We start from the raw sequence: 25,671 nt of genomic DNA on the forward strand, positions 1-25,671 counted from the left end.
CGGTTGGGGTGAGCTTGCATCGTTTCCATTGGCTTAATAATGTTGTTGCGGTCTTGCTAAATTCTTAAATTTGGTAAACTGCGGGTCAAAGAGCAACTTAATTGTCCCAGTTGGTCCATTCCGATGCTTGGTAATAATCACTTCAGCAATTCCCCGGTCTGGGGTATCTGGATTATAATACTCTTCACGATACAGCATGACAACAATATCCGAGTCTTGTTCAATGGAATTATGAACGATAATATTGTTGGCAATGAAATTATGATGACCTGGCACCGTTAAATCAAACACTTCGGTTTCTCCATCGGGTGCGATCGCCACAATTTCATCCCAGTAAACATCGCTATTCGCTAACCGGGTAATCTCTTCCGATTGAACCGCCCTAGCGAGTTTAGCAGCGCGCTCTCGGCTCACGTTCTTTTTGTAAAGGCTTGTTCCGCAGTGAGCAACTCCGAGTTGAGCCTGCATCTGCCGTATCGTTTGACCAGAACGCTGCATGGCAGGAACAGCATACATTCTCCAGATCTCATGGGGAATCACATCCCTATTTGTGTTTCCTGAACGCACTTCGAGATAATTGCTAACTTCTTGGAGAGCGTGCTGTTTGTAGTCGCCAACTGCACCAATTTGAGTGATAAATTTTTCTAAATCTGGCTTTCCACTTACCCAAACTTGATGCTGTTCCCGTCCTTTTCCCGGTTGAGGACTAACAGATAGTCGAGCGTTGATACCCAGTCGTAGTAAGAGGGCCTGAACGTTTTGGGAAAGTTTGGGACTACTAGAAGTGTAGTAGACAGCCGGATAAGAATTTTTCACTTTGCTGGTTTTAATACAACCGTCGGTACTCCAGAGGTGACGCAAGAAAAGGGCGATTTCTTCCTGTGATTGTTCAAACACCATTTTAGGAACATATTTCTCATAAGATCTTAAACCAAACACACCCATCGATTCTAACCAGATCACCACTGGATTTCTAACCTTATGAGTGAGGTGGTAGCTGGCGGCAAGATAGACCTGATACCAGTCTCGCTCTTTAACAATTCGAGGCTTTACGAGGTCCCCAAACACTTCAACCCCTAAAGAAACAACCAGATCAGCTAAGTCTTTCTCTCTTGTCGTGTATTGGATCGCGTGTCTAGGTAGGGTGCATCCATCCCCAATTAAATGCCCCAGTAATGCTAACTCAGGATGACGATATGATCGCACCGAGGAACTGGGTAATTGACGGGGTAACGCGAGGCGATCGCCCTTCTGCAACTCATCCAGTCGCTTCCATCCGTCAATGGCTAAAAACTGATGATTCCCAGTTGCTCTAATTTGCCGTCCTAGGCGAGTCGTGAGTTTAAACACCGGCTTTACCCCCGTACAGAAGGCATGACTCACCATCGCTCGTTCTAACTGCATTGTAGCTTGATTGAGTCCCCAAACCGCAAAACCCGATTGACCCACTAATTCCCGAATCGGCACATCTACCCCACTATCTGCCAAGGTAATCAAACTCTCTCCAGTTAGACAACCCGATTCACGTAAATCGGACATCATTGGACGTTTATTGGTTCGCGCTTCTACCCCGCGACTCAACTGGGATAACGTAATAATTGGAACATTTAATTCCCGCGCTAATTGTTTTAATCCTCGGGTAATTCGTGATAACTCTTGCACCCGATTATCTGGGCTAGTGCCTTCCATCAACTGCAAATAATCCAACAAAATTAATCCCATTTTCCCCCCCTGTTCCGCTTGCAGTCGCCGACATTTGGAGCGAATATCCGTAATCGTAATATTGGGGGTATCATCAATAAACAGGGGTAACTCCGAGAGATTCCCGATCGCAATACTTAAAGCCTCCCATTCATTCTGGGCAATCCGTCCCGATCGCAGTCGATTACTCTCAATCCCCGCTTCCCCCGACAACATCCGTTGCACCAGTTGTTCCTTGGACATTTCTAGGCTAAATACCGCCACGGGTAATTTATGGAATTCGGCAATATTTCGCCCGAGGTTTAATGCAAAACTGGTTTTCCCCATCGCCGGTCTCCCAGCTATAATAATTAAATCAGATCGCTGCAATCCTCCGGTCATCGCATCTAAGTCATAAAACCCACAAGTTAACCCCGGTAAAGCTAACCCTTGTTGATGGATTTCAATGTTTTCAAAGGTGTGAATCAGGGTTTCTGAAATGGAAACCAAACCCTGTTGCGGACGGTCCTGGGTGAGGCTAAAAATGGTTTGTTCGGCTTTATCGAGAAGAGTGGCTAATTCGGTGGTTGTATCAAATCCTAATTCAGCGACTTGATGTCCCCCTTGAATTAATTTGCGGCGCATATATTTATCCACCACCAGTTCGGCATATTGGTCGATATTGACTGCCGAAACCGTGCGTTCTACGAGTTGGGCCAGTTTGCTTTGTCCGCCGACTTGTTCGAGGAGTTTATGGTCAGCTAACCAACTGGTAACGGTCATTAAATCCGTGGCTTTGCCTTGGAAATGGAGGGCGATCGCAGCTTTGTAAATCTGTTGATGGGCGGTGATAGAAAATCCATCCGGTGGCAGACGGTCGAGGACTCGGGTGATGGCCTCCGGGTCGAGGAGAATTCCGCCTAGAATACTTTCTTCCGCATCGATGTTTTGCGGGGGGAGGCGATCGCTATAGCCTTGGAAGTTTAAGGATTCAGCCACGATTTGTACTCAGCTTTCATCTGGATGCACCGGACGCGATTTATTTGGGTTAAAAATAAATCGCGTCTTTTCTATTGTACAAATCTCGGGACCATTTTGACCCAGGCATGACAGAATTTCCGCCTGGGAAAGTCGCCGATTTTTTAGCCCGCAACCACTTGAATTTCGACTTCAGCGGTAACCTCGGGGTGTAACTTGATTTGTGCTTTATAGAACCCAGTCTTGCTAATAGCAGGCAGGGTAATCCCACGGCGATCGATTTCTTCGTTGGTAGCTGCTTGGATGACTTCCGCCACTTCGCGATCGGTAACGGTCCCGAAAATCGCATCCCCTTCCCCAACAGATTTGGCGATGGTAAAACGTCCAATGGTTTCCAGGGCCGTTTTGCGGGATTGTGCCTGTTGCTTCTCTTCCAGCAGACGTTGGCGTTCTAATTCTCTGCGGCGTTCCACTTGACGGAGAATACCCGGGGTGGTACGAACGGCAAAGCCTTGGGGTAGCAGGTAGTTCCGGGCATAACCGGGGGCCACTTCTACGAGGTCGCCGGATCTACCCAGCTTTTTAACATCTTGACTTAGTACGACTTGGACTCGTTTGCTCATAATGGTTCCTGTTCAGTCAGAACTCTCTATTTTACGCTTCCCGGGGACAGATGGCAATAGGGAGGGGGTGTGATTTGGGCAGGTTAACCACTGATTTAACTAATTTTCACGGAGGGGATTTTTAGGGATGGGCAACTTCTGGCGGTTAGGGGGTTTACCTTTACCGCAACTCGATGGGTCTCTACCCCTGGGGTGGAAAGACGCTATCTACCCTGAGTAAAACCCATTGAGTAGGTTTGGATGGGGCAATTTTTAGGGGGGATATAATTTTATATATACAATCCTGATGATAGGGGGTTATTTCAGCCGGATCGGATCAAAATTGTTGGTCCTGAGTCGGTTTATGGAGGAAATGAGTCATTAAAAACTTAACCCATTTGGCGATCAGTTAGGTTGCGTGATTTAGTTTTTTGAGTTTTACAGTTGGGCGCGATCGCCTTTTGTAACCCCACCCTATCCGTAATTGGCCTAACCCTTACCTTACAAAAGCAAAGAAGAAACTCAGCAACCCGGTAAAAATAAACGGATGGGACTGATCGCCCCAAAAGGCCCGCCTCATCAGGTCGGAACATCCAGAGTCGCTCATTTATAGTTTAAAACACTTAAATCTGAGATTTGATACCGTGAAAAGACACAGGCCGATCGCTTATCGTGATCCTAACTGATCTAAATTTGCACTGTTCACATGGAAACCCAAACATTGCCATTAGTTCGACTCAAACGCAGTTTAAGTTTTCTGGAGACTTGGGGTTTTGGCTTAAGCGGACTTTTATTATGGCTGGGACCCGCACCGGCGATGAATGCAGCTTTGGGAGTACAAGCCATTTTTGTTTGGATTCCTGCGGCGATTATGGGCATTTTACTGAACCTCCAAGTTCAACATTTGGGGAGGCGCTGGCCCGATATGTCCGGTGGAACTCCCAATTATGCAGCCCGACTCCTCGCAAAATATCCGATCGCCGCGCGTTATGGGGCAGTCGGGTATTGGCTGGGATGGGTTTCCGTCCCACCCATGAATGCGATCATCCTCTCGGACTTAGTGAGTGCCAATTTAAACCCGGTGGGTCTTTACTTGCCCGAAAATCTACTCCGGCTGGGATTTACTATCATCCCCTATATTGTCGCCTTTAGTGGCACCCGCACATTAGGCATCTTACACCTTTCTTTCATTATCCCAGCAGTCGGGTTTTTGCTCACTTTTGGCTTGCAGGGCTTAGGTTGGCTCACCTTTGCGCCCGCCAGTCCTGGCATTTTACCCAGTGATTGGGGTGACTTTAACCTAAGTGAATGGGCAAAGTGGTTTTTTGTGGCGGTTTATGCCGCTTCTGGCTGTGAAACCGCCTCTTCTTTTGTCGCCGATAGTCAGCAGCCTAGAAGCACCCTTAAAACCTTATCCTTTGCGGCAGTTTTATTACCGATTGTCTATGTGGGGGGTTCATGGATTTTGATGCGTTTAGCCAATGATCCCAGTTTAGGGAATAATACATTTTTGCATTTAGTCGCAGGGGCTAAACCCTTTTGGGGATCAGCAACTTCCACTTTGGTGACGTTCCTCCTCTCTGCCGGATGTTTACTCAGTTCAACTACGGCTATTTCTAACTCCCCACGGGTTTTGTATCAATTAGCCTTGGATGGATATATGGCCCCGGTATTTGGGGTCGTGTCATCTCGGGGGGTGTTTGGACCGGGGTTATTGTTCACCTTTATTTTAAGTTTGATTTGCCTGCTGTGGGGGGATGTCTCTCATGTGGTAATGGTGACGGGTACAGGGTATCTCTCGTCGATGATGGCGATGCATTTGAGTTTATGGCTCAACCGCGATCGCCCAGAGGTTAAATGGCCCCGATGGTCGTTGCTTTTCCTGATAATTGAAAGTTTAGTGATGGTAGTCGGGGGGCTCGCCTGGGGTTGGAATTATTGGTTGATGGGATTGTTACTTGCTCCTACCATTCTCGTGGTTGATCGACTCATCCGCCGCCGTTCTGTGCCCTTATTTCGGGTGGAGTGGTGGTTGGCGCTTTATCGTCGTCGCCGTTCAGGAAAGTTCCAAGATTTTGATGTTTTACAAGTCGGTATTTTACTCTTTTTAATCTGTGGGGCGTTAACCGTTGGTTGGGTGGTCCGAACCGTGATTGATCGGAGCCATTTAACCGTTGCCAGTGAACTGTATGTCTTGTTGTTACTCAGTATTGCCTTGATTGGGGTGGCGATCGCCTGTTGGACCAGTTTGCCCCAAATTGCTTCAATTGTGGAAGCCCAAGAAGCTACTGATCACTTATTTAAGGTGGCCCTCGATCCGATTATGGTGATTGATGAGCAAGGAGCGATCGCCCGGGCAAATCCTGCCGCTTGTGAGCTATTTGGGGTTTCATCTCAAGCCTTAGCCGGGGTACAAATGGCCCAACTCTTACCCGGATTAAGGGATGCTCCCCAATTTTGGCATCCCCGTTGTGAGCAGCTTGTCAACCCCACCGCAGTCGCCTTCCCAGACGCTCAATCCTCAGCCCAATTATTCGCCCAAAAAACCGTAGAAGTTTCCCTTTCTTCTCGGACCCATTGGGATCAAATCGAGTATATCCTGATTTTACGAGATATCACCCCGCGCAAACAAGCTGAAGCGGAATTACAAGCCGCCTTTGCCCGCCAAGAACAACTCACCGCCACCGCTACTCGACAAGCGCAGGAGCTGGAAACCGCTTTATCGGAACTCAAACAAACCCAATCCCAACTGATTCAAACGGAAAAAATGTCCAGTCTGGGGCAACTGGTGGCTGGGGTGGCCCATGAAATTAATAATCCGGTTAACTTTATCTATGGCAATTTAACCCATACCAGCGAATATACGAGGGATCTCTTGGCCTTAATTCAGCTTTATCAAGCCTTTTATCCTGAACCCAAGCCCGAGATTGAGGCATTTATAGAAGAGATTGAACTCGCTTTTCTGGTGGAAGATTTGCCTAATATGATTGCTTCGATGAAACTGGGAGCGGACCGGATTCGGCAAATTGTTTTAACTTTGAGAAATTTTTCTCGCATTGATGAAGCGGATATGAAAGCGGTTAATATTCATGAGGGGATTGAAAGTACCTTATTAATTTTAGGAAACCGGCTCAAGGCCAAAGGCCAATGTCCGCGCATTGAAATCCTTGAGGAATATAGCGAATTACCGGACGTTGAATGTTTTGCCAGTCAGCTTAATCAGGTGTTTATGAATATTATCAGTAATGCGATCGATGCCCTCAATGAGTGGTGTCAAGCTCCTAATTTGACTTCTGATGACGGAGATGCCTCACCCCCAAGGATTACCATTCGCACCGCTGCCTTGGATTCGCACTGGATAAGAATTGCGATCGCCGATAATGGGCCCGGAATCCCAGAAAGCATCTGCAACCGCCTATTTGATCCATTTTTTACGACCAAAGGAGTTGGAAAAGGAACGGGTTTAGGATTGTCGATTTGTTATCAAATTGTCGTAGAAAAACACGGCGGGCGGTTGTATTGTTCTTCGGAACCGGGAGAAGGAGCAGAATTTATTATTGAAATCCCGGTTAGAACAGTGAGAAAACCAGCCCAACAGAAAGTGAACAGTGTAATATATTAAAGCGATAACCCTCACTAGGCGAAGCGTTTCGTCAGAAGAGGGTGGGGTATCTCCTCATACCTTTAAAAACCGGATTCCGGTAGCCGAATAATCAGATCAGTTCCCACTCCCACTTGCGACTGACAGGTGAGAGAACCGCCATGACGGGAGATAATCGCATAACTCACCGATAGCCCCAATCCCGTTCCCTGTCCCACGGATTTTGTGGTAAAAAAGGGTTCAAAAATATGGTCTTTAATTTCGTCACTAATCCCATTTCCGTTATCCGAAATAGTCACCTCAAGGGCAGCCGAATCCAACCCCTTAGTTTTAATCCAAATTGTGGGTTTCACCCCCGGTTTTTGGAAATTCCGTAAGGCATCAATGGCATTACTTAACAGACTTAAAAACACTTGATTGATTTGGCTGGCATAACAGGACAGACCCGGAAGGGTTCCATACTCCTTGACTACCTCAATTGGAGGAGTGTTGGAGTCTCCCGCTAACCGTCCTTGTAAAATCATGAGGGTGCTTTCTAGTCCTTCATGTAAATCTACCGTTTTGATATCCGACTCATCCAGGCGAGAGAAGTTACGAAGACTGAGGATAATCGTTTTAATGCGCTCACTCCCCGCTTGCATAGACTTAAATAGATTCTGATAGTCTTGGCCGATAAAACTCAATTCAATCTCATCCCGGAGCGTTTGCACGACGGCATTTTCTTGAGGATATTCTTCTTGATAACAGTCAACCAAACTCAATAGATCCGTGACATATTGCTCCGCATGGGCCAGATTGCCATGAATAAAGTTGATGGGATTGTTAATTTCATGAGCAATCCCCCCGACTAATTGACCCAGGGCGGACATTTTTTCACTTTGAATCAGTTGGGTTTGGGTTTGTTGTAAGTGGGTGAGAGTGGCTTCTAAATCCAGGGCTTTTTGACGGAGGGCTTGGGTTTTGCGTTCTACTTCGCCTTCTAAGGTGTGGGAATAGTCGGCAACTTGTTGATAAAGACGAGCATTTTGGATGGAAATAGCCGCTTGAGCGGCTAGAATCTGTAAAGTTTCCACGCGATCGCCCGTAAATGCGCCAATCGTCTGCTGATTCTCCAAATACAGCACTCCTATGAGGGTTCCCTGTTGCACGATGGGAATCCCCAGTAAACTCTTGGGTTGCTGTTCTCTCACATAGCGATCGCTCCTGAGCCGGGGATGCCCTAGAGCATTGCCAATCACCATCGGTTTGAGACTGCGGCGAACAGTATGTACTAGGGTTTCGGCAATCTCAGGATAATCGGAGAGGGGAATCGACTCTACCCGGGGCGCTTCCTCCAACGTGGCGATCGCCTCGATAAACCATTGGCTCCCCTGGGGCATCAATAGCAACCCCTTATCCGCCCCTGCATTCTTGAGAACAATCTCCAACAGCCTCGCCAGAAGTGAGTTCAGATCCATCTCACCGGAAAGGGTTTGAGAGGCTTTCAAGACAGTAGCTAGGTCCAGACTCGCCGAGAGACTGGTACTATCGGCACTGGAGGATTGACTCGTTCCTGTTTGAGTGACGGTAATTGATTCAGTGGCTAAAAGGGTATCCGTCATTGACCACATCGATCGCTCAGGATTGAGAATCGACCCCAGCAGACGAGGATAACGGCGTTCCAAATCCACCACTTTAGTTTTTGCGCCCCAGTAGATATAACCATAATAGGCGTCAGTGAGATAGACTTGGGCGATTTTATCTTTCCCCCAATCCCGATAAAACTGGGCAGCACGTTCACAAGCGAGGGCTTCTTCCTGGGGGTATTGAGCTGCTTTCGCACCAGCGATCGCCCGATCATAAGCCTCCATCGCCGCCATGTTCTCTCCTAACATCCGATACCGTTCCGCTTCTACTAACTCGAACTTATGTTGAAAGTTCGCTGGGGCCGCTTGGGTCCATCGTTGTAGTTTCTCCTGGTTTTCCTCAACCCTCTGCCAAATCGCCTCCTGCTGCTCCCTCCCCCGATGGCTATAATCCGCTAACTGCACTAACGAATCATAGAAATAAAAGACAGAACCAGAATAAAGCCCTGGAGCCCCATTAATATAAGGTTTCGCTAAATCTGCCCATTCTCGTCCTTGCTCAATCTCACCCAACAAATAGCTAAGAATCAGTTTCTGGAGATACACCTGATAAATCGCATAGCGATCGTCCATCTGATAATGCCGAGGTAACGATTGCCGTTCATTATAGGCCGCTCCCACTAATTCCGTAGGCTTCTCAGGTGCATCCAAAAGGTTCAAAACCGTCTGACGATAAATTTCATGATAGGCCAAGGTATTCAGTTGATTGATATCTGCTAATGCCTGACTATAGTGGGCGAGCTTTTCCCCGAGGTGACTTAGATTTTTACCACAAAAATATTCGTATTCATTATGATGTAAAATACAATAGGCCGCATATTCCAGATCCCCGGCTTCTAACCCGGTTTGATACCCCTCTTCCAACGCTGTCAGACAGTCTCTCAAGGGCTGTTGCCAAGGGAGAATGATGCTATAAACCATGTTTAAAACGCTGGCTTTGAGGCTTTTGGCATTGAATTTTTCTATGAGTTCCATTGCCAGTTGTCCAAACTCAAAACCCTGGGCAAACTGACCCAAATTCGACAGAATCAACCCATAAGCCGCATAAGTAAAAGCAGACCCCGATGAATTGCCATGCTGGAGCAATAAGCTGACCTGCTCAGAAATCACCAGGGGTAATAGACCCGGATAGGCCACAAAGCTAATTGAAACAAAGGTGATTAAAATTCTCAGGGTAGCCAGTTTTTCGGCGTTTTGCATCGGGGGCAAATCGAGAAGCTGATGCACGGGTCGATGGGCAAGCAGCGCCTCGACCCGCGCCAGAGCTAGGGTTGTATCATCGGGGGTTGGATGGTCTGGTAAATGAATGTCAAGCTGGGCTAAAACCGATTTCCCCAGGGCTAATGCCTCCGGTAAGCGGTTTTGAGCGATATAGGATTGGATTTTGATGTCATAGATGGGAATCTGATCCAGGTAGCTTTCTGCATGGTCTAAAACCTCCTGGGCGAGGTCTTCGAGCACCTGGAACTCCCCATTGAGGTAAGCCACCTCAACAGCATTGCGATAGAGGGTTAGGGTCAGGTCGTAGATCTGTTCCCAGGATTGGGGAGGAAGTTGGCTGAGTCCGGCCTGGAAGTAGGTAGCAGCAGTTTTATAGGCGGCGGCAGCGACGGCTTTTCGTCCAGCCTCTAGGTTCAATTCCACGACTTGTTGCTGCTGGGCCGGGGTGGTAATCAGGGCGGTTCCGGCGTTGAGTTGATTGACAATATCAAAGAGTTTATCCCCTTGAGTTTGCCGATCGCCGCGTTGTAAGAGCAGTTGCCCAATCTGCCAATGGGTGGCGGGTTTCTCGCTGTCAGGGATCAGGAGATAGGCGGCTTGTTGGATGCGATCATGGAGAAAGCGATAGGCGGGATTGATATCGGGGCTGAAGGCTGAGGATTCATCATCCTGAAAGAATTGGTAAAGGGCGCTGGTCGGGAAAATTAGCCCTTCTTGTAAGACGGCCCATAGGGCGATCGCCACCTGACGGGGAGCTTGCTGGCAGACGATACTCAGGGTCGCTAGATCAAACTCGTTGCCGATGCAGGCCGCTAATTTGAGGACAGATTGGCTTTCGGGAGGGAGTTTTTGCAATTCCTCCGCCAAAAATTCCACCAGATCCTCCGTGAGGGATAAGGTCTCAATTTGGCGAATTTCACAGTCCCAGTGACGATGCTGGGGGTTAAAGTGGATGTAGCCATCCCGATGTAAGGTTTTGAGAAATTGGCTAATAAAAAAAGGATTCCCTTGGGTTTTGCGGGCGGTGAACTCTGTTAAGGGGTGGACGGGTTCCGGGGAACAGTTGAGGGTATCTGCCACAAGCTGGTTGATATCTTGGAACTGGAGGGGTCCAAGATGAATGGTGTTGACAGGAACGTGAGCTTGTTGTAGTTCTTCCAGGGCTAGGAGGAGGGGATGACCCGGTGACACTTCGTTGTCTCGATAGGCTCCCAAGAGGAACAAGGAGCCTTGTCCTTTGAGCAATAATTTCAGCAGTTGGATGGAGGCGGAATCAGCCCATTGGAGGTCATCGAGGAAGATAACCAGGGGATGTTCTGGTTCGGCAAAGCATTCAATAAACTGCTGGAATAGCCGGTTAAAGCGATTTTGAGCCGCCGTTCCGGAGAGTTCCGGGGCGGGGGGTTGCGGACCAATAATCTGTTCCAGTTCGGGGATGACGTCGATGAGAACTTGTCCGTTGTCCCCCAGAACTTCTAAAATGGCAGCATTCCAGCGCCTCAAGCGGTCATCCGGTTCATAGAGTAGTTGTTCAATCAAGTCTTCAACGGCTTGCACCAGGGCATCTAAGGGGATGTTGCGCTTAAATTGGTCGAATTTTCCCTGGATGAAGTAGCCCCGTTTTTCCAAGATGGGTTTGTGAACTTCCTGAACAACAGCGGTTTTGCCGATCCCGGAGAACCCGGCTACGAGCATGATTTCTGAGGGGCCTTGGCTGACGCGCTCAAAGGCGTTGAGGAGCGTTTGGACTTGGGCCTCTCGGCCATAGAGTTTTTCGGGGATGAGGAAGCGATCGCTTATATCCCGTTGCCCCAGTTCCAGTGGGGTGATAGCACCTTGACCGTGCCATTGCGTTAAACATTGTTCTAGGTCATGTTTGAGGCCGAGGGCGCTTTGATAACGGTCTTCGGCATTTTTTGCCATCAGTTTACCCACCAGGGCGGCAACAGGTTCAGGAATGCTGGGATTCACCTGATGCAGGGGGGTGGGGATCTTGGCAATATGACTGTGAATCAACTCTAGGGGATCATCGGCGCGAAAGGGTAGCTGGCCGCTGAGGAGTTGGTAGAGGGTGACCCCAAAGGCGTAATAATCGGCGCGGTAGTCGATACCCCGATTCATCCGCCCCGTTTGTTCCGGGGCGAGATAGGCGAGGGTTCCTTGGAGGGTGTTGGGGGTTTGGATTTCTTGGACTTCTTTCGGCAGTTGGGAGGCGATGCTAAAGTCGATGAGCTTGATTTCTTGAGTCTGGGGGTGAATCAGGAGGTTGGCGGGTTTGATGTCTTTATGGATAACACGCTGTTGGTGTAAGTCATGGAGAATCTGGGCCACCTGGATGGCGATCGCTAAGATTTGGGCTAGGTCTAAGGAATGTTGCTGGCTATAGTCTTTTAAGGAGACTCCCCCCCAGTCTTCCATGATTAGGGCGTAGCTGTTTCCCGTGGGTTCTAAACTCAAGGGCTGAAGGATGCCGGGAAGGTCCAGGGTTTTGGCGATCGCGTACTGATTACGAAACTGTACTAATTCGGCAAAGCTGGGACGTTCCTGCCGCAAGAGTTTGATGACGACAGGCTGCTGATCTCGCTGCTGTATGCCCCGATAGGTAACGGTCCGGGAACCCAGGTACAACTGTTCGAGGAGGGTATAACCTGGAATGTCGGGAAAAGCCGAGGAGGAATTAGAGGGGGAGGACATTGTTGTGTCTGTTTCCGATTGATAGGTTATACCCAATCTGGTACTCGTCGCGCTGCTTAAAAGAACACCCTCCAGGCTGGGGGGTGACAGGATAGAGCCTCTCCTGCGTGGGCTGTCAGGGTTAAAGTCGGTTTTTGACCACCGGATTTAGTATGACATTCCCATTGTAACCATGCAATTTTACCACAGTTTACAGAAACCCTGTTGATTAATATCAAGTTTGGGGGATTAACCTAAAAAATTCTTGATTCCTCTTCTCCCCTTTCTTTGCAAAGGATGGGGGTTAGGTCAGTGTGAGTGATCGAGCCAACATGATATCAGCGATGAATCGAAAGGAAAGCGGAGTGCCTTGTCTTAGAAATCAGGTTTTCTTTCCTCTTCTAATGAGGCGGGATTTTCTAAGAAGGTCAAGTCTAAGGTCGCGTAAATTTCAGAGAGGGGAACCTTGAGGTTTAGGCTTTCAATTCGGGCGATCGCCTCTAATCCTTGATAGGTTTCTAACATCCAGCGATCGCCTTCCATTCTGTGAAATATTTCTACTGCATACTCCTGAGAACTGACAAGTATATAATCTTGCAGAGTAGGAATAGTCCGATAATATTGGAATTTTTTACCCCGGTCAAAAGATTCGGTGGATTCGGATAACACTTCGATGAGGACTGTCGGGGTGTCTACATAGACAAGATTTCGGTTATTGGTGGGGTCGCAATTGACCAGTACATCAGGGTAAAAAAAGCGTTTTCCTTCATCAATCCTTACTTTGATATCGGCAAAATAAGTACGGCAGGGAGAGTTTTTAAGCGCGTTTCGCAAGAAGATATAAAGATTACCACTAATAATATTATGATTGGTGTTCGTACCTGCCATTGCGTAAACGTCACCATCGAGATATTCATGTTTGATGGGGCTATGACGTTCGCGTTCTAGGTATTCTTCGGGACTGATATAATGATCCGATTTTACAGCAATCATGGTGAGTTTAAAGATAGGGATGACTACAGCTCTAACCCGCTATAGGGTTTGAATTATTATAGCAAAAACACGGGGCAAAAACTAGCGGAGGGTTGAACCTCCGCTGGTTTTTGGGGTTTACTCTGTCACCTCTAAGCTAGAGGTGGCCGATCGCCCAAATTCTTCGGGGGCATATTGTAGATGAACATGGGCCCCGGGCCATTCATAGATACCGGGGGTGACCGATCGCACTAAATAGTGCAAGGTGTACAGTCCCGGTTGCAGGCGATCGGCATAGGCGACGATGCGATCGCTATAGAGGTTTTGATAGCCAATTTCCCAGCTACTTTGTGCGGATTGGACTGCAAAAGTTGCGGTCTGGAAATTGGTATCAACGGCTTCAAATCCTGCCGGTAGCGGGTCAGTAATCACCACATGATCGACGGGGCGATCGCTGATGATTTCTAATCCGATATCAAACACTTCTCCGGCAGCAACCACCAGAGATTTTTCGGGTTTGGCTAACCCAAATTGGGCGATCGCCTTTTCGCCTCCGACTGGACTAATGTTGCGCTGGACTCGCAATCCGTTATACCGTCCCGGTTGATTTCCCGGTAATCGGTATCCGTATTCCACTAAGTAGTGCAATGTACCGTTTCCGGTTTTATTCAGAGTGAGATTAGTTGATCCTTTGGGAATGCTATCCATTGCCACTTGGATAAATTGCCGGGAATTGTCATACCCTTGAAACTGTATCGAGTCTAAGGTTTTGCCGCCTAGGTTTGCGGTGGCGGTGAAGTTGGGGGGGGTGGGTTGGCTGTTGCTGTAGGCGACTAAGGCAGACAAGGCTTCAGCGTTGGCGTAGCTATTCTCCCAGGTTCCCTCCCGGCGTTGGTTGAGTAACCCTTGAAGGAGGCGATCGCGGACTGTTGGGTTCGTTTCCCGGGCGATCGCCAAGCGGAGGGTTTGTGCTTGGGCGGTGGTGGGAGAACTTAACCATTCCCATCCTTGGGGAAGGTTCACGGTGGCCGATCGCCCGGTTTCAGCCACGGTTTCAAATAGCTGGTTAGACAGGGATTGCGCCTCGGTTTGCCAGTCTGGGAATTGGCCTAAATATCGTGCCAATTTGGTTTGTGCGACGGCATCCAACTCTTCCCGTTGGGCATATATATCCGCGAGGAAGTCATTGCGCCGTTCTCCCAGTTCTGAGAGGGCCATTAATGCGCCGAGACGGACGCGGTTTTTACAGGATTGACTGTCACAATAGGAGTATTCTCCCGGGTTAGCCAGGGTTTTTTGTAAGTATCCCCGCAGACGTGAGACCATTGGTTCATCCACTGCAAATCCTGCGGTTTTCCCTTGGGATAAACTTTCCGCAGCGTAAGCGGTGAGGAAGGGGTCAGATTGGGTTTGTCCTGGATAGGAGGCAAATCCGCCATCGGGGAGTTGCAGTTTTTCAAGGCGATCAAGGGCTATTTTTGCTTGTTCCGGTGGGTTAAATTCTCCTAATGCTTGCCGGTACTTTTGGGTCAGAATTTGCAGGTTAGCAGCGACTGCCAATTGTGAGGCTGCTGGTTCTAAAAAGGGTAAGCTATCCTCATCTAATGTCTCACGGGCGGGGGCTGTAATTTCCGGGACGAGAGTTGAGGCTAGGTCGATTTGTAATCCTCCGACATTGGGTAGCACGGTGTTGTCTATATTCAGGGGGATATCTACCTGATTTTCCGTGGTTCCAGTCTCAACAACGCTCTCACCTACAGAGAGTTCTCTTACGGATAAGGGAACTTCAAAGGCATCTCCCTCTCGGTTTAGTTTACTGACAAAACGCACGCTTCCTGTGCCGAGGGTGGAGGCTTGCATGGGGAAGCGATAGGCACGAGTTCCTGATGCAGCTTGGGTTTCCAAGGTTTGGGTATTAGCAGTTTTGTCCGTAAAAGATAGGTTATCACTCACCGAACCTTGGATTTGTAAGCGGCCTTTTTCTCCCGTAGTATTAGTGAGGGCAATGCCGCCAGAGAAGCGATCGCCCGGTCGCACAAATTGCGGTAATAAGGGAGTCGCCATCAGGGGTTTACTGGAGATAAAGGTATTTTCTCCATTTCCAAAGCGCATATCCGTGGTGGTAGCAACCGCCATGACTCGCCAGGTGGTTAAATCATCCGGCAGGGGGAAGCTGATGGTCGCCCGTCCGTTGCGATCGCTGATCACAGACCCGTAATAGGCCAAGGGTTTAAACTCGGTACGAATTCGGGTACTTCCAGACCCCGCAGAGAATCCACCGCCATATCCCCAGCCTTTTTGCAAGGGAGAACTTAGGGGAGATAGCACCACATCGAAGCGGTTATCACTCCAGCGCGTGGAAATCGGTTGTTCTGCATATACCGTGTCTACTAAGTTGGGCGGACGATATCCTGTGAGTTGTAAGACGGCCTCATTGACCACCATCACCGTTAATTGGCCTTGAACCGGGCGGTTTTGGCTGTCGGTAACTTGCAATTGGACGGTTTCTTGGGTCCCGGGTTGGACAGTTGTTTGGGTGGGAGTGACTTGGACTGTGAGATATTTCTCCCCTAAATCGGTTTTAAACGGTGCAAAACCAATTTTGACCAAATCTTCCAAGTTGGTCGGTTCTACTTGGTCTAAGGGCGGTCCTTGGCGGACCAGAACCGCTTCCACTGCCGCATTCGGCAACATTTCTGGGGTAACTTTAAATTGAATTTGGGGTGCACCGCCACTGACTTTAGTGAGGGTTTGATACAAGGGTTGATCTCGCACAACGGCGAAGTAGAGTTCAGCTTCGGGGTAGGGAGACTGAATTAAGGCGGTGGCAATCTCACCGGGTTGGTAGGTGTCTTTGTCGAGTTTGACTTCTAGGAAGTTCTCGCGATCGCTACGGCGTCCCCAACTCACACCCTGGGTTCCTGTGGCCCAAATTTGCACATCAGTGGCAGTGGCGTCGGTTTTGGCGTTGGCAAGGTTGACCTGAATCCGATAGGAACCCGCTTCAGGAGGGGTGAGAGAGACAGTTTTCGGGGTATTGCCAGTTTTAAGGGTTTCCGTAGCAACGGTTTTATATTCCACCTGATAGCGGGGGGTCCGACTGCCTTCGACAACCCGAGTGACGCTGCTGTAATCCATTTTTTGCAGTTCGACCCGCAGGGTTTGTCCGTTGATGGCTGTTCCGCTGGGGTCGGTGACGATCGCCTCAATCGTAAAGGGTTTCCCGGCATCCGCGACAAAGTTGGTTTTAACTCCAATTAATTTGTCGCTGGGTAAGGCGGTTAGAGTTTGAGAATTGGCGACGGAGAGATTAGAAATATCGGTGACTTCTGCATCAATCCGATAGGTCATGGGATAGGGTAAATCCCGGTCAATCGTAAAGTTTAAGGTACTAGACCCGGTGTTATCTAACGTTGCGGTTTGTTCAAGGACTTCCGGAGGAATTTCCGGCTGTTCTTCGGGCCAAAACCATTTACGACCAAAGCTGAATTCTTGCCAATTCGGAGGGGTAAAGTCCGAGGGCGATCGCGTGACGTAATATTTGGCACTTCCGCCAGAAACTGGGGAACCAAACAGATAGTTACTCTGGGCGGTGGCTTGGATTTTTTCGTTACTTAGGGCGTAGGTTTTATCGAGGTTCAGTTGAACTTGGAAATTGGGCGGTTTAAAGTCAGCAATCCGAAATTCTCCGTTAATTTCGACCTCGTTGTTAGCTTTAGCGACAATGGAATAGTATCCCAAGGGCTGATCGCTATCGATAGGAAGTTCTAAGGAGAAAGTCCCAAATTCATTGGTTGTTTGAGTGCCGAGGGCGGTTTCGTTGCCCTCCGGGTCGCGCAAGGTGACGGTGTAAGCCGCATTTTTGTGCTGGATTAAATCGCCATTTTCCAGATAATAAGCGACGCCGGTGAACTCTGCGGTTTCGCCCGGTTTATAGAGTTGGCGATCGCTGAAAATTGTCCCGCGTGAGAGGGGTTTTCCCACATTCCATTCGGCATCGATACCGTATCCATAACCCCCACTATATTGCCAAATTCGGGTATAGGCCCAATCTTGGTTTTCTCGGGCGATCGCCACTAATTGCGAAGCTTCTTCTTCACCCTGGTTACAACGTTGTACCTGTTGGGAATTCAAGACTAAAAGTCCTGTGGAATTCGTGGTTCCCGTGGCACAGGGGGTTTGTGGCGATCGCGTGGTCGCATTGGATTGAGATTGATAAATATCCACCCTTGCGCCCGCAACGGCAGCCCCATCGGATAAATGATTAACTTTCACCAGTCCCGTATCAGGAAACCACTGGGCAAAAACTCCTAAATTAGTGATTTGAACCAACCCATAATAAGTCGGTTCATTCCATTTTTGCTGCCCATTTTCTTGATAAGAGTTAGTCCGTCCTTGAATCCCATAAGCTAACATTCCCGTAGTTCGTCCTAGGCGTTCTCGCAAGGGAATGGCTACTGTAACGCTTTCATTTTTAGGCGTCGAAGCAATGGGGAAACGTTGCCAATTACTCGGGTTGGGTAATAAGTCGGTTTCATTCCCTCGGGGAGAGGCATAATCGGTAAAGACTAAATCGGTTGGTTCGACAATGCGATAGGCAGCTTTATAGGCCGAATCCGGCAGATTAACTGCCGAAATAGTCAATTCCAAATCTTTACCTGTTGGAAACACATTCAAGTCTGAAGGGGCCCAAATTTCCGGGGCTAAATCTCCAGTTTGGTAATTCAGCGTAATCGGTTGCCCTAATTTTTGTCCATATTTATCCTGAACATCAGACCCAATATTAATGGTGTATTGAGTTGCCGGTTCTAAAGCCCAGGGATTAAGATTGACCCGGTTAGAATCCGGATAAGCCTGAATCAGTTTCGGTTCATCTTTGGGCGGCGGATTGATAGTAATTTGATTTTCCACCGATTCGGGGTCTATCAAATTATTAAACTTTAACTGCGGTGCGCCATTGACAAAGCGTCCGGAGGCCAACCCAAACTCTGGTTTTCCGTACAATTCCATCCCTTGGAATTGCAGGGCTTCATAAGTTTTGACTTCGCTAGAAAAAGGGCGATCGCTGACTAAATTTCCCCGGGCGGGTTCTAATCCCGGGGAAACTTCCACTCGGTATGCTGTCCCTTTTTCTAACTCCCGTTGTGGAGTAATTTGATAGTCCCAAGTCTGCAAAGAAGGGTCAAAAGCTAAGGCGGAACTTGCCGTCAAATTATCCTCAGATTCCACCGCAGCCACTTGGAGGGCAACCCCTTCACTTCTACCCACTGGAACTAATTTAACGTGCTGTTTCAGGGAATTGAGATTCAGCGGCACATTCGAGGTAAATTCCAAAGGTTGTTTTAAGTCAATCCATTGGGGTTCGGCATATTCATCCGGAGGGTCACTGGTGGGTAAATTGGTGAGTTTAATCGGTTCAGTATTGAACGTCCAGGCTAAATCTTGGCTGAGTTGATGATTGTTTAAATCCGCTAAACCCGCTTTTAGAGTAATTTGAATGCGCGTCGCTTTAGGCAGGGCTTCCTCGGGTTGAAAACCCACCATGCGCGGCGTTAAAAATCTAAATTGTCCCGGGAGTTCCGGGGTGATTTGAAATTGATTGAGTTTCGTAATTTGTTCCGGTGAATCCAGGCTTTCTAAGGGAATTACCGGGTCTTTAAATCGGATGCGAATTTGCGCCAACGGGTCCGCTTCTCCCGTGGGGGAAATCTCCTCGATCCAGTCGGGGAGTTGCGGGGTTGCTAGGGGCGCTACTGCCGGGAGTGGTTTAACGGTTGAACCCGTTTGAAAGAAATTGCAGGCTGCTATGGTGAATGAAAGTAGCAAACCTAAAATAAACCACGTCCAAGTTCTACGGATTAGACGCATTTTTATCACCTAACAGAATAAAGATTATGAGCAGATATTCTGGAGTTCTGTCCCCAAATGGGGGACACAGATGTGACGATTGTTTACGGAGTCCATCGATAGGGCGGGTTCTGCCAGCCCTAGAGTCTATCTGCTATTAAAACTCAAAATTTCCAGAGGGGGGAGAATTTGTTGATTTTCTTAATCAAAACAGAATCGGTAGGGAAGGAAAAGGGAAACCACTAAAAAACCGGGTTCAGGCGATCGCACCCAAACCCGGTTTCTTCGGTTGATTAGGGATTACTTTTTAAAGTAAGTTCGGTAAACTTCTAGGGCGACGGGGGCCGCTGCAACCCCGCCATAGCCCCCATTTTCCACCACTACGGCGATGGAAATTTCGGGATTGACTGCCGGTGCAAATCCGACAAACAAGGCGTGAGAAGGTTGTCCTAAGACTTCTGAGGTCCCGGTTTTGCCCCCGCTTAAGGGAACCGTCCCATCATTTAAGACTCGGGCGGTCCCTTTTTGCACCACCGAAACCATTCCCTCTTTAATCACCGCAATCGCTTCGGGAGAGAGTCCCACAGGTTCGGGTTTGGTGAGGGGAGTATTACTTTGAGAGGCGAGTAAATGAGGTTTGACTCGGTTCCCCCCATTGGCAAATACGGCAGACATCACGGCGAGTTCTAAGGGGGTGCATAACACCATCCCTTGACCAATCCCCATCGTCACGCTATCCCCGGCATACCAGGGTTCATTGTACATCCGGAGTTTTTCCTCGGGGGTGGGGATCATCCCGTGAGTTCCGCCATCGAGTCCCAATAATTCTAAGTTGGTAGACTCGCCAATTCCCAGTTTAGAACCCCACTGAGCGATCGCCTCGGGTCCAACTTCCATCCCGATTTGATAGAAAAAGGTGTTGCTACTGTAGGCTAACGCATCTTGGAATCCAATCACCCCATATCCCCCGCTATGTTCGTGAAAGGCAATCCCACCGACCACGATATAGGAAGAGGTCCCCAAATAGGAATCGGGAGCATATTTCCCCGTGCCAATTCCTGCCGCTGCCGTGACCATTTTAAAGGTACTCCCAGGGGGATAGCCTTGCAACGCCCGATTCAGAAAGGGATTTTCTAACTCCTGCAAACTCTGCCATTCCGCTGCTTTAACGTTGCGGGTGAAGATGTTCGGGTCAAAACTGGGTCCACTCGCCATTGCCAGCACGCCCCCGGTTTTGACATCCAGGACCACTACGGCACCCCTTCGGGACCCCAGTGCTCGTTCCGCAGCTTTCTGGACTTCCGCATCTAGGGTTAACTGGATGGGTTCCCCACTAATGGCCGATCGCACCCCCAGTTCCCGAATTTCCTCCCCGTTGGCATTCACCTCAACCAGACGATTCCCCCAAACACCCGTCAATTGTTGGTTAATCGTCTTTTCGATTCCCATCTTACCGATGATAATTCCCATCGGATAATCTGGGTTCGCCATCAAATCTTCCTGGGTGGCTTCGCCAATATACCCCAAGACATGAGCGCCGGTGTTCTCCTGGGGATAGTATCGGCTGGATTCGGCCCGAACTTCAATCCCGGGAGTGTCTGCCATTGCCTCCGCTATGGTGACAAACGCTTCGGGGTCAATCCGTTGGGCGATCCGGACTGGCATTCCCGAGGCATATCCCGTTTCGTTGATTTTGTTGATAATCTCCTCAGCGGAAACATGAATCAGGGGACTGAGCTTTTTGGCAGTTTCTTTCCATTGCGCCGGTTGTTGCTCCCGGGGCCATAAATAGACCGCCCTCGCTAACCGATTGGCTGCCATCAGTTTACCCTTACGGTCTACGAGATTGCCCCGCGCTGCGGGAATCGGAATCAACCGAATTCGGTTATCTTCTGCTCGTTGGCGATACTCTTCCCCTTCTACAATCTGCAACTGTGCCAGACGCATACCACATACACCGAGAAGTAAGGTGACGATGCTCATCAGCACAAAGGGTCGGATCGGCGATCGCTTTGCGTCTGTTTTATTCGTACTGACTTTAGAGAAAAAACTCGTCTGACCGGTAACCATCTTTATCCCATCCCGCAGGAGTTCACTTCAACACTATCGCGCTAACGGGTCCCCAGACCCAAGGACTGGAGCCGCTATTTTTGCTACACTCCCTCTAGCTGTTCGATCACTCCGGAAGATTCTATCAAACTCCTGGCGATCGTAACAGGTTCTCCCCCGTCCAGTCGGGGAAGATTTAGAGTCGGCAATCATCGGCTCCTCGTTGTTATTTTTTATTCCCACAACTTATATCATTTCTTCACTCTATTGCACCCTCGTTCGAGTCTTATTCTACCTCAGACTCCCTGGGTCCCGGTTGCGGTGCTTCTCCCCCTGATGTTCAATCTTAACGCAATTCGCTACCCTGGGTAAAGAGAGTTGATCCTCTACTCAATCTAATTTTTATCGATACTCCTTTTTTAGAACTCCATCATGAATACCCCGAAAATTATCGCTGATTATCACTGTCACAATGCGGAAGTTCCCTCTTGGCATCCGATGGAAAAACGCCTCTATTGGAGTGATATTCCCACCGGACGGGTGTTTCGCTATGACCCGGCAACGGCATTCCATGAACAGATTTATCATGGGGACTCCGTAGGGGCGATCGCGGTTCATGAGGACGGTTCTTTACTGTTTTTCATGGCAAAAGGGGCGATCGCCCGCTGGCAAGAGGGCATCCTCACCCCCATCATTCCCGAAATCCCTGCTGAACGCGAAACCCGCTTTAATGATTGCATCGTTGACCCAGCAGGACGAGTCTTTAGCGGCACGATGGCAAAAGGCGATCGGCTCGGTTCCCTCTATCGCCTCAATACGGACGGCACTCTCACCCAAGTGCTGGAACATCTCCAAATTCCCAACGGCATGGGATTCACGCTTGATCACAAACATTTATACTTGACCGACTCTCCAAAACGGGAAATTTATCGGTTTGACTACGATGTATCAACGGGAAACATCAGTAACCGCCAAGTCATAATTACCACCCCCGAAGGAGAAGGCGTCCCTGACGGCATGACCGTCGATGCAGAAGGCTATATCTGGTCCGCCCGATGGGATGGTCATCACCTCTTCCGCTACAGTCCCGACGGTACGGAAGTCCTGCGCATCCCCTTCCCCCCGAAAAAAGTATCCGCTCTCACTTTTGGGGGAGAAGATTATACAGATATTTATGCAACCACCGCCGGGGGAGACAATCGCGCCGAAGAAGGAGAAGGTGCGGGTGCGGTATTTTATCTGAATCTAGGCATTCGTGGGATGCCGGAATTTCTAGCAAAAATTGCGGTGTAGTGTAATTAGGTCTATAAAAACTCGCACCCGTCAACGGTGGAGCTATACGGACAGAGCCTCTCCTGCGCGGGCTATATAGAGAAGAAAACGGTCTGTTTTTGAGATAAAGCTCAAAAGTCACCTAGACAGGGCTAGGATGAGTTGACCCTGGTAACGTTAAACTTTCCCTGACATGGACTTACCCATCGTTTACCACCCTGCCTATGTGGCCCCTTTGCCGCCCTCCCATCGGTTCCCGATGGAAAAGTTTCGGTTACTCTATGAAATGCTCTTAAGCGATCGCCTCATCACTGCGGAACAGTGTCACAGGCCCGAATTACCCCCCCAGGACTGGATTGAATCGGTCCATGACCCTGGGTATGTCCAGGCATACTGCCAAGGTACGCTGGACCCGAAAGCACAGCGGCGGATTGGATTACCCTGGACGGAGGCGATCGCCCATCGCACTTGTATCTCCATTGGTGGGGGAATTTTGACCGCTAAACTGGCGTTAGAGTATGGATTAGCTTGTAATACCGCAGGGGGAACCCATCACGCCTTTCCTGATTTTGGGTCAGGGTTTTGCATTTTCAATGATTTGGCGATCGCCTCAAGGATGATCCAAAAATTAGCAGGAATTCACAAAGTTTTAATTGTAGATTTGGACGTTCACCAAGGGGATGGGACGGCCTTTATTTTTAAACATGACCCGGATGTTTTTACCTTTTCCATGCACTGTGAGGCTAACTTTCCCGGGCGAAAACAAATGAGTGATTTAGATGTACCCTTGCCGGTGGGAATGGAGGATGATGAATACTTGCAAACCGTGGCTCATTATTTACCCGATTTACTCTCCCAATTCCAGCCGGATTTAGTTTTGTATGATGCGGGAGTTGATGTTCATGCAGGCGATCGCCTGGGTAAATTAGCCCTGAGTGATACAGGCATTTTTCGCCGGGATATGCAGGTATTAAGCACCTGTGTCGCCGCTCGATATCCCGTTGCTTGTGTGATTGGGGGCGGATATTGCGAGGATATCCGAGGTTTAGTGTATCGCCATTCGCTCTTACATCGTGCTGCCGCTCAAGTGTATCGCCAGTATCGACTTTAGGTCAACCCTGCTGGACCTATGACAAGCCCCTTTCTGGACTTGCCACAGGGGATACCAAATCCGGCATTCAAAGTATTTCTTGTAGGGGCGCAATGCTTGCGCCCTTCCTTGGGGCGCAAGCATTGCGCCCCTACTTGACCGGGCTAGGTTTTATAGACCTATCACAACCGGATTCCCGATGAAATGCCCCAGCAGAACTACTCCCGTTCCAAAATTCTGACCATGCCTTTAGCACTACCACTAACGAGCAGTTGTCCATTGGGACTGTAAACTAAGGACATCACGGCCCCACTTTCTTCGGTCAATGCACAGACTAATTTACCTGTCGGTAAATGCCAGATTTTGACCGTACCATCGGCGCTGCCTGTGGCGAAGGTGTTCCCATCTGGGGCGAGGGCGACGGCGGTGACGGGTCCTAAATGGGCACTCAGACTCCATAGCAGTTCTCCCGTTTCCAAATTCCACAGTTGAATACTGCCATCGCCACTGCCACCGATGAGAAGTTGTTGGGGGGAGATAGCGATCGCTTCTACCGCCTCTAAACTGCCATTGAGGACCGACATGGGCTGTTTGGTTTGGAACTGCCAGAGAGTAATGGTGCCATCCCCACCGCCTCGGGCGAGAATTTGACCATCGGGGGAAATGGCGAGGGAAAAGATGGGTCCGGTATAGTCCGTGAGGGTATCGATTAATTCCGCGTTGGACAAATCCCACAATTTAATTGTCTCGTCAAAACTGCCACTGACGAGGGTTTTGCCATCGGGGGCGATCGCCAAGGCGCGAACGGAACCCCCATGTCCCGTGAGGGTTTGTTTACACATTCCCCCGGGGAGTTCCCAAAGTTTGATGGTTTTATCCCAACTGGCAGAGGCGAGGGTTTTGCCGTCGGGGGCGATCGCAATGGAAAAGACCCCCCGTTTGTGTTCGGCGAGGACTTGCAACAGTTCGCCGGTGGTGAGGTTCCACAGTTTAATACTGGTATCAAAACTGCCCGTTGCCAAAATTTGTCCATCGGGGGTAATCCCTAGCGATCGCACCCAATCCGCATGGGCGGGCAAACTATGCCGACAGATCCAATTCTGTACCGTGGGTTCCGAGGGTGAGGCAAAGGAGGGGAGGACGATTTTCGAGGAGGGCGGTTTAGATTTGGCGGGTTCCGGTGTTGCCGCTTCCGGTTGAGGGCGAGGGGGGGGTGAGGGGGCCACAATTTGCGAGGTCAATTGCGAAATCGTCTCCTCCACTCGTTCTAAGCGATAGGCAAAGGATGAGCGATTCAGATAGGCGATCGCATTGCCCAGACTTTCATCTAACAGGGCATATTGCTCTTTCAATCCCGTGATTTCTCCCTGAATTTGGGACAGATCAACGGATTCTAACTTCGCCAATCGGGTTTGAAACTGGGGGAGTTCCTCCGGGGATCCGGTAGCGGAGGGGGGAGGAGAGCCTTCCTCTACTTTGACTTGAGGGAGGGGAAATTGCTTCTGTGCTTCCACTCGTTGGGTGAGCATTTCCAGTTCTTCCGCCCATTGTCGATGCAGTCGATTGGTTGTTCCACTCATCCGCCGCGTTTGGTGTTCCACGCGATACCGGGCGATCGCATTCAGAATCAGGGAACTGCAAATCAAAGGGGCGGCTACATAAATAGCCCCATTAAAAAAGACTGCCACTATCGACGCCACCACCGACGCGAACAAGGAAGCATATTCTGTGGTTTCTAGCCAATGACGGTGATTTGACATGGAGTCCTTCCCACCCACCGGAGCCTATATTACATTCCCATTTTATCAAAAATCCACCTTATCTTTCCATTTTATGGAGAAATGTTGATATAAGGGGGATAAAAATTTTTCAGTCAAACCCGACACAATTGCTGCGGAATTACCCAAAATTTTGTGATTTAGATTAACAAGGATTCCTCTACTTTCAACCCTGAGCATTTCAGCCTTAAAAAGGGAGGAAAAAAATTAACTCAGGCTTTAATCAATTCGATTTTTAGAGTTTGGCCCAGTCAGGCTTGATTCAATCTGCTGTGACCCCGAA

10 protein-coding genes are annotated in these 25,671 nt (G+C 49.1%); 3 read left to right on the forward strand and 7 right to left on the reverse strand.

The window, feature by feature from the left end:
• Positions 1 to 33: 33 nt before the first annotated feature.
• A complete protein-coding gene (locus NG796_RS04190) occupies positions 34 to 2,679 on the reverse strand; it encodes a replicative DNA helicase (RefSeq protein ID WP_261204659.1) in 2,646 nt (881 codons plus the stop codon).
• A 143-nt stretch (positions 2,680 to 2,822) separates the two neighbouring features.
• Positions 2,823 to 3,281 (reverse strand): 50S ribosomal protein L9, encoded by a 459-nt coding sequence (gene rplI, locus NG796_RS04195; RefSeq protein ID WP_261204660.1) that lies wholly within the window; start codon positions 3,279 to 3,281, stop codon positions 2,823 to 2,825.
• Positions 3,282 to 3,981: 700 nt separating this feature from the next.
• Here rplI and NG796_RS04200 point away from each other — a divergent pair.
• Positions 3,982 to 6,882, forward strand: a complete 2,901-nt coding sequence (locus NG796_RS04200) for an amino acid permease (RefSeq protein WP_261204661.1) — start codon at positions 3,982 to 3,984, stop codon at positions 6,880 to 6,882.
• A 62-nt stretch (positions 6,883 to 6,944) separates the two neighbouring features.
• On the opposite strand, the gene NG796_RS04205 is transcribed toward NG796_RS04200, so the two are convergent.
• The 4 genes from NG796_RS04205 to mrdA form a co-directional block, all read right to left on the reverse strand.
• On the reverse strand, positions 6,945 to 12,401 hold the full coding sequence (locus NG796_RS04205; protein ID WP_261204662.1) for an ATP-binding sensor histidine kinase: 5,457 nt from the start codon (positions 12,399 to 12,401) through the stop codon (positions 6,945 to 6,947).
• A 354-nt stretch (positions 12,402 to 12,755) separates the two neighbouring features.
• A complete protein-coding gene (locus NG796_RS04210) occupies positions 12,756 to 13,373 on the reverse strand; it encodes a Uma2 family endonuclease (RefSeq protein WP_261204663.1) in 618 nt (205 codons plus the stop codon).
• Between the two features lie 117 nt (positions 13,374 to 13,490).
• Entirely contained in the window at positions 13,491 to 19,220 is a 5,730-nt protein-coding gene (locus NG796_RS04215) for an alpha-2-macroglobulin family protein (RefSeq protein WP_261204664.1), read from the reverse strand.
• A 279-nt stretch (positions 19,221 to 19,499) separates the two neighbouring features.
• A complete protein-coding gene (gene mrdA / locus NG796_RS04220; protein WP_261204665.1) occupies positions 19,500 to 21,269 on the reverse strand; it encodes a penicillin-binding protein 2 in 1,770 nt (589 codons plus the stop codon).
• 411 nt (positions 21,270 to 21,680) lie between these two features.
• On the opposite strand from mrdA, the gene NG796_RS04225 reads away from it, so the two are divergent.
• Positions 21,681 to 22,541: an SMP-30/gluconolactonase/LRE family protein gene (locus tag NG796_RS04225; RefSeq protein WP_261204666.1), complete on the forward strand. Its 861-nt coding sequence runs from the start codon at positions 21,681 to 21,683 to the stop codon at positions 22,539 to 22,541.
• 172 nt (positions 22,542 to 22,713) lie between these two features.
• Entirely contained in the window at positions 22,714 to 23,631 is a 918-nt protein-coding gene (locus tag NG796_RS04230) for a histone deacetylase (protein WP_261204667.1), read from the forward strand.
• A gap of 197 nt (positions 23,632 to 23,828) precedes the next feature.
• Here NG796_RS04230 and NG796_RS04235 read toward each other — a convergent pair whose 3' ends face one another.
• Positions 23,829 to 25,370, reverse strand: coding sequence for a WD40 repeat domain-containing protein (locus NG796_RS04235; protein WP_261204668.1), 1,542 nt, complete (start codon positions 25,368 to 25,370; stop codon positions 23,829 to 23,831).
• Positions 25,371 to 25,671 lie beyond the last annotated feature (301 nt).

Origin of the sequence: Laspinema sp. D2d (assembly GCF_025370755.1) — a bacterium.
Classification (GTDB): domain Bacteria; phylum Cyanobacteriota; class Cyanobacteriia; order Cyanobacteriales; family Laspinemataceae; genus Laspinema.